The 7,563-nt window shown below is 66.8% G+C and carries 6 protein-coding genes; all 6 read left to right on the top strand.

Going from position 1 to position 7,563, the window contains the following annotated elements:
• Nucleotides 1–273 precede the first annotated feature (273 nt).
• The gene (locus tag Q8R75_RS02175) at nt 274–1,392 is read left to right on the top strand and encodes an aminomethyltransferase family protein (protein WP_305625949.1); all 1,119 of its coding nucleotides are present in this window, start codon (nt 274–276) and stop codon (nt 1,390–1,392) included.
• Nucleotides 1,393–1,470: 78 nt separating this feature from the next.
• A complete protein-coding gene (locus tag Q8R75_RS02180) occupies nt 1,471–2,064 on the top strand; it encodes a dimethylamine monooxygenase subunit DmmA family protein (protein ID WP_305614590.1) in 594 nt (197 codons plus the stop codon).
• On the top strand, nt 2,061–3,020 hold the full coding sequence (locus Q8R75_RS02185) for a PDR/VanB family oxidoreductase (protein WP_305614589.1): 960 nt from the start codon (nt 2,061–2,063) through the stop codon (nt 3,018–3,020). Before Q8R75_RS02180 ends, Q8R75_RS02185 begins: the two co-directional genes overlap by 4 nt.
• A gap of 10 nt (nt 3,021–3,030) precedes the next feature.
• Nucleotides 3,031–4,074 (top strand): DUF3445 domain-containing protein, encoded by a 1,044-nt coding sequence (locus Q8R75_RS02190; protein WP_305625950.1) that lies wholly within the window; start codon nt 3,031–3,033, stop codon nt 4,072–4,074.
• A 170-nt stretch (nt 4,075–4,244) separates the two neighbouring features.
• Entirely contained in the window at nt 4,245–7,082 is a 2,838-nt protein-coding gene (locus tag Q8R75_RS02195) for an autotransporter-associated beta strand repeat-containing protein (protein ID WP_305663495.1), read from the top strand.
• Nucleotides 7,079–7,563: hypothetical protein (locus tag Q8R75_RS02200; RefSeq protein WP_305663496.1), on the top strand; the 485-nt coding region annotated here is incomplete at its 3' end. The genes Q8R75_RS02195 and Q8R75_RS02200, both read left to right, overlap by 4 nt.

Below are 7,563 nucleotides of genomic sequence, written 5' to 3' on the forward strand. Positions count from 1 at the left end.
CACTCCCCTCTCCCACATCAGTGGGAGAGGGTGGAAACCTCCTTCGACACTCCCCTCTCCCACATCAGTGGGAGAGGGGCCGGGGGTGAGGGCCGGGCGCCGCCGTCCGATCAAACTGCCCTGCCGCGAGCAGGTGGCGCTGCCGCGAAAAGCTCGGCTACCTCCAAGTAGGTAATCCCTCGTGAGAATTGTCCCGCACCCACCCGGACAACAGAATCAGTCCCGGATCGACCGCGTTGCGCGGCGACATGTCAGACAGGGAGACACCGGGAAATGCAGAGGAATTCGATTCTGAACGAGCGGCACCGCCAGCTCGGCTCCAAGCTCGACGGCGACACGTGGAACTTCATGCCCATCCCGTGGAGTTACAGCAGCTGTCCGCACGATGAAGTGGTCGCCACGCGCACGCGCGCCGGGTTGTACGACGTGTCGGCGCTGAACATCGTCAACGTGACCGGCCCGGACGCCGAAGCCGTCATCGACCGCCTGGTCACCATCGACGTCACGAAGCTGAAGCCGGGTACGGCCCGTCTCGGCGGCGAAGTGAACGAAGCCGGTGCGCTGGTCGACGACATCATGATCATCCGCGACGCCGCCGACAGATTCCGCATTTCGCACGGCAGCGGCGCCACGCCGAAGACGCTGGCCGCACTGGCTGCCGGCAGGAGTGTGACCATCACCTCCGATCAAGACGTGCACATCCTGTCGCTGCAGGGCCCGGTTTCACTCGAGGTACTGAAGCCACACACGCCGGCCGACCTGGCTGCGCTGCCCTACTTCAACCACGTCGAAACCACACTGTTCGGCAAGAAGGTGACGCTGGGCCGTGGCGGCTACTCCGGCGAGCGAGGCTACGAGGTGTATTGCAGTGCGGCCGACGCCGTGTTCCTGTGGGACACCATCCTCGAAGCGGGCAAGCCGAAGGGCGTCATCCCGTGTTCGTGGACCGCGCTCGATCTGACACGCGTCGAAGGCGCGCTGCTGTTCTTCCCGTTCGAAATGCCGGAAGGCGACACCACGCCGTGGGAAGTGAACATGGACTGGGCGGTCGACCTCGACAAGGCGGGCGACTACATCGGCAAGGCTGCGGTGCTGCACCTGAAGGGGCGCGAGCGCGTGAAGCAGGCTGGCATGACGGTGCTGCACCACGCAGCGGTCGAAGCCGGTGCAAAGGTCTATGACGGTGACACCGAAGTCGGCGTGGTTACATCGGCCTCTTACAGCCGCCTGCTGATGCAGTCGTTGGCGATGGTGCACCTGAAGCCGGCGAAATCGTCGATCGGCACCCGTCTGACGATCCGCAGCGAGGCCGGCAATCTGGCCGCGCTGGTGGTGCCGACGCCGTTCTACGACCCGCTGCGCCAGCGTACCCATCCCGACAGGACGCGCTGATAGCGCATCGACGCCGACCCGCTGCGCCCAGGCGCGCGGCGGGTCGGCGAGCTCTCTCCCCTTGCCACGAGACGCCGCATGTCCACCCCCGCCATCAAAAGCCAGCCGGTCTACACCGCGCTCGAATGGGACCGCGCCGGCACCCATCACGTGCTGTTCGTCGCGGCCGATGAGGCGGCGCTGGCGCGCCGACTTTGGGCGCAGCCGCCTGCCGGCCCGATCACGCTCATTCTGCAGCATGCCGGCGGCGAGCCGCTGGCTGGCTGGCTGGCCGAGCGACCGCCCGGCGTTCACACCATCGCCGCCGCGACGCTGGAACTTGCATTGAAAGCGCTGGGCGACACGCTGCGCGCCGCGCAGATGGGCACCCGGCTGTATCTGGTCGGACCGGAAGACGCCATCTGGCAGGCGGCGCGCCTGGCCGACGGCTTCGGCATGAGCCGCGACGAAATGCGCCTGATGCAGGCGGGCACGCGCGCCCGGCCGGTGTTCTGCGTGCATTGCCGTACCGTCACGCGCGGCGTGCACACCCATATCGTGCCGTGCAGCGGCTGTGGCCGGGCGCTGTTCGTGCGCGACCATTTCTCGCGTCGTCTGGGCGCCTACATGGGCTTCCAGATCGACGCCGAAGCGCCGGGCGACATCCCGGCCGCGGAGGTGATCTACCCATGAGCCACGCATCCCTGAACGTAGAAATCGGTCGCATCCGCGACCTGGCGCCCGGCATCCGGGAGTTCAGTCTGCGGCGCAACGACGGCGCCGATTTCCCGGTCTTCTCCGGCGGCAGCCATACCGTGCTGTCGCTGCCGCTGGGCGATCGCCTGCACCGCAACCCGTATTCGCTGCTGGGCGACCCGTCGGTGCGTGACACCTGGCGCATCGCGGTGCGCCTGCAGGAGACGTCGCGCGGCGGCTCGCGCTGGCTGCACGAAGCGGCGCGCGAAGGCATGCGTCTCGACATCTCCGCACCGGTCAATCTGTTCGCGCTGAACCGCACCGGTCGGCGCCACATCCTCGTGGCCGGCGGCATCGGCATCACGCCCATCCTTTCGCAGGCGCGCGAACTGGCGCGCCTGGGCGCCGATTTCGAAGTGCATTACGCCTACCGCGCGCCGGAGTTCGGCGTGTTCGCCGACGAACTCGAAGCGCTGGCGCCCGGCCGCATCCACCACTATGTACAGTCGCGCCGCGAACAGATCGAATTCGGCTCGCTGCTGGCCGGTCGCCCGCTCGGCAGCCACTTCTACATCTGCGGCCCGGCCGGCATGGTGGCCGCCAGCCTGAATGCCGGCAAGTCGCTGGGCTGGCCGGACAGCCATCTGCACAGCGAACAGTTCCTCGCGCCAAGCGGCGGCGAGCCGTTCGACGTGAAGCTCGCGCTCAGCGGCCACACCTTCAGCGTGCCGAGCGACCTGTCGCTGCTCGAAGCGATCGAACAGCAGGGCGTCGACGCACCCTATCTGTGTCGCGGCGGCGCCTGCGGCCAGTGCGAACTGGAAGTGCTCGGCGCCGAGGGCGAGCTGATCCATCACGACCTGTATCTGAGCGCCGACGAGCGCGCGTCGGGCACGAAAATCATGCCCTGCGTGTCGCGCCTGAAGGGCGGCTGCCTGACCCTGAACCTGTGAGGACGACGACATGACCCTAGCCTTCAAGCCGGACGAAACCTTTCGCGACGACTACACCTATCGCAACTCGCCGGCCGCCATCCGCCGCTTCCCCTTCCCCTTCCATCAGGACCAGTACATGTACTCGGTCAACATGGAGCCGCACGCGGGCGGGCCGGCCGGTTCGGTGTACGAGCACGCGTTCGACATCGACGAGCACTACATCGCCGAAATGCGCGACCGAGCGATCACGCTGGAGCGCGACCCGGGCCGCTGCGTGTCGCTGCCGCACATGATGGACGCCGAGTGGGACACGCTCGAACTGCTGATGGAATCGATGGCGCGCGACTACCCCGATCTGTTCGTGCTGAAAAAGGATGGCGAGCGCTGGCGCTGGGTGAACAAGCCGCTGGGCATCGACCAGTCCTTCACCTTCGGCGACGCCGCCACATTGCCGTGCCCGCCGTTCGAATACATCACGCGCCAGACCCAGGGCGATTTCGTCATCATGGATCAGCGCAACAACGACCTGTTCGCCGACGCCGGCATGATCACCTCGCAGGCCGACTGGTCGCTCGCGTTCGACGTCGGCATGAGCTTCATGGAATGGCACGGCCCGGTGCCGCTGGCTCATGAGCTGGGCGTGTTCGAGCGCGCACTCAAGTATCTGCTGATGCTGCAGCAGGGCCGCCCGGTGCGCCGCCTGAACTGGACCATGACGATCAACCCGCGCCTCGATACCGCGCCCGAAACCTATCCCGAATGGGGTCAGGACCGCGCCAGCGTCACGCCGGAAAACGTCGGCCCCAAGGTGCATCTGCGGGTGGAACTGCAGACCCTGTTCCGCCTGCCGCGCAGCAACGGCATGCTGTTCTCGATCCGCGGCTACCTTGCCAGCATGGAAGAACTGGCGACCTACCCACGCTGGGCCAAGCGCCTGAACCGCGTGCTCGGCTCGCTGCCGAACGAACTGGCCGAATACAAGGGCCTGGTGCGCTACCGCCAGACCACCCTTGACTGGCTGGCCCGCCACGACGACGGCGCCCCGCTCGCGGTGGGGACGCAGCCGGAGTAGCGGCGGCTGCCGGACTCACCGCGCCGGTAGCTCGCCGGTCGACGGATTCTGCCCTGCCGATCACTGCGGCACGGCCGGTTGGCGGACCGGATTGCTGTCATGCAGATGTCACGTCCGTGTAGCCAATGCGGGTGACACTTGTACGCACTCATTATGCGTACGGGTTCGAGATGGATTCGGGAAGATATCCCTGCGTGCTGCTGGCACTGGCCCTGGCGGCGCCCCTGCCGGTGGCGGCGGGGCTTTACGACGGCCCGGTCGATCCGACGTCGCTGGCGGCCGCATATGAGGGTTGGCGCAAGCTCAAGGACGAGGTGCACCTCATCGACCCCATTTACGGGGCAGGCGGGACCTTGGTGGACAACTGCTGTCTGCCTGCCTTTGATTACGACCGGCCCGACTTCGAGGCGTGGACTGGCCACTTGTGGACCGCCTTCAGCGATGCCGATCTGGGTGCACCCGGTGCAACGCTCTACCTGGGTTCGGAGCGGCTGGTCATCGGTGCCAGTTTCGACACCTTCCGCGATGTCGTCATCGGTTACACCACTTCGCAGTACGGCGCCGATTACGCCTTCCTTCCGATAGTCAATCCTGATGGCACGCCGATGCCGGTGCCAGCGCCCGCGCCCCTCACGCCTCGTCCGGCCGGGCCAGCCTGGATCGACACGCAGGGCAACACGTTCGGCATCCACGGCCAGGTCACGGCTCACCAGACGCTGTACAAGCAGGGTGCGGGCACGCTGCGCCTGACGCACGCCGACAACGTCTGGCACGCGGCACCGGTGGTGAGTTTCGGCGTGTTGGCAGCAACTGCGGCCAGCCTGCGCACCGATGTGACCGTGCGTTCGGGCGGGACGCTGGTGTTCGAACAGTCGGACGCCGACCGCTTCGATCACGTCATGTCGGGCGCCGGCACGGTGGTCAAGGCCGGCAGCGGCGAACTGCTGCTGAACCGTGCGCAGACCTTCAGCGGCGAGTTGCACGTGGCGGAAGGCCGACTGAAGCTTGCGGCCGGTGCCACGCCCGGTCAGCGTCCGCGCATCCTGGTTGAGCTGGATGCCACGCTGGACCTTGCCGCCCTGACGACGACGACCGAAGCCGCCAGTCTGTCGGGTGCCGGCGATGTGTGGCTGGGAAGCGGCACATTGCGGATCAGCGGGCCGTCACCCGCGGGCGACACCTTTGCCGGTCGGCTGTCCGGCGCCGGCATGCTTGAGGTGGGCAGCAATGCGCGCATCGAACTGACCGGGCACAACACGCAGGCCGGCGGCACCCTGGTGCGCGGCACGCTGATCGCCGGCATCGACGTCAGTCTGGGTGCGGCCGGACAGGCCTTGCGTCTCGATGGCGGCCGGCTGCAGTTGTCGTCGGCGCTTGAACTGGCGCGTGCGCTGCACAGCACCGGCAACAGCACCGTCGATCTCGGTGATCACCGGCTCACCCTCTTCGACAGCCTGTCCGGCGATGGCACGCTCAAGAAGTCGGGCGGCGGCGAACTCACGCTGAGCCAGGTCGGCCACTTCACCGGCACGGTGGATGTGGGCGCCGGCACGCTGGCGTTGCAGGGGCGCGGCAGCACCGGGGACGCAAGCCATATCTATCTGGCGCACGACGCGGTAGTCGATCTCAGCGCGGCGGATGGCGCGCGAACGCTGGCCGGTCTGTCGAACCTTGGAGGCGGCGCCACGGTCAAGCTGGGTGACAACGCGCTGCGCGTCCACCAATCCGGGGGCCGCCGGGTTTTCGGCGGTCGCATAGAAGGGAGCGGTGCATTCGAAAAGGACGGCAGCGGCACACAGGTCGTCGGTGACGCGGCCTGGACGGGCACCACGCGCGTCCTTGCGGGCGAATTGTCGGTCAGCCCCGGGCTTGCCAGCCAGCGCGTGCAGAACGAGGGCGTGCTGCGCATGACAAACGCCGACACGGCTGCGTGGTCGGGTGAGTTGTCGGGCGCTGGCCGCTTTGTGAAATCAGGCGAAGGCCTGCTCTGGCTGCGCGGTGCCAACACGCAGGCGTTTGTCGAGGTTCAGCAAGGCGCGTTGGTCGGTCGCAGCAGTACGCTCGGCCGCGACATCGACGTGGCCCACGGTGCCGGCGTGGGATTCTTCATCGACGAAGACGACACGCACCATGGCACGGTCCGCGGCGCGGGCGTGCTGTACAGCTATGGCAGCGGCGCGCTGACGCTGGCCGGCACCTACGCGCACAGCGGCGGCACCGCCATCAGCAACACCTTGCGCATCGACAGCGATGCCCGGCTGGGTGATGCACGCGGCGGACTGCTGATCGCCGGGGGTACGCTGCAGGCGCTCGACGACCTCACACTGCGCCGGCATATCGCGCTCGGCGCCGACGGCGGCACGCTCGACAGCAACGGCTTCGACATCACGCTGATCGGCCGCATCGACGGGCCGGGCGGCTTGACCAAGGCGGGCAGCGGCCGGCTGACCTTGCTGGGCGATTACGACTACGCCGGTCACACCGTGGTCGCCGCCGGTGAACTGGTATTCGGCGGTGCGCTCGAGGGCAGCTTCGAAGTGCTGGCCGGCGCACGGCTGGTCGCCTCCGGCATCCTCGGCGGCGACATCTCGGTCAGCGAAGGCGGCAGCCTGTTGCTGACGGGTGAAGCCCTGTCGGTATCCGGCCTGATCGATCTCGGCGGCGCGCTGAAATTCGACCTTGCCGGTGGCCTGCGCACCGGGCCGCTGCTCGCAGCCGGCACGCTGATGATCTCGCAGGCGGTCGACCTTTCACTGACCGGCTTCGATCCCGCGCACCGCGCGCAACGCATCGAGTTGGCCTGGGCCAACGACATCGTGTTCACCGAAGCCGGCCGGCTCGCGCTATCCGGTGACCTGACGCAGGCGGGTTACCGACTTGATGTGTCGAACGGCACGCTGGCCCTGATTGCGGCGCCGGTGCCTGAACCTTCGACGATTGTTTTGTTGCTGGCGGGGTTGGGGGTTGTTGGGCGGCGCGTCGCGTTCGCCAAAGGTGATGGAAAATGACCTTTGAATCGTCACGTAGGGAAACGCAGCCCTTGATCTCAATGCGTGGTTGGAAGCTTCTTGGCTCGCTTGCCGTCGCGATGCTGCTTTGTTGTCCTCGCACAGGGGCGAGCGCCGAGGAGCCGCAGGCTTGCCTGTGGCACAGTGGCTGGCGACTCATCTATGGGGCAAGTCATCCGGAAGTCTTTGATGCCTTTATTGACGTTTTGAATGCCAATCCGGCGGATCCGTGGACTTATGTGCTCGACCCGGTTGAACTTGCCGATGTCTACTACCACTGGGGTGGAGGGATTCAGTACAGCCTGTTTGCGACGCTTTACAGCGATCAATCAGGCGGTACAAGTCATCATCGGCCGACGTGTGTTGCCCCGGGGGTTCGTTTCCGGAGCCTCCGTACTCGAACTGTCGTTCATACCAGTGGATCGCTGCGGCAAGCGCCAAGCAGTCAGACCAACAGTGCCCGTCGCTCAGGCATCCGGTT

Source organism: Methyloversatilis sp. (genome assembly GCF_030696805.1).
Lineage (GTDB): Bacteria > Pseudomonadota > Gammaproteobacteria > Burkholderiales > Rhodocyclaceae > Methyloversatilis.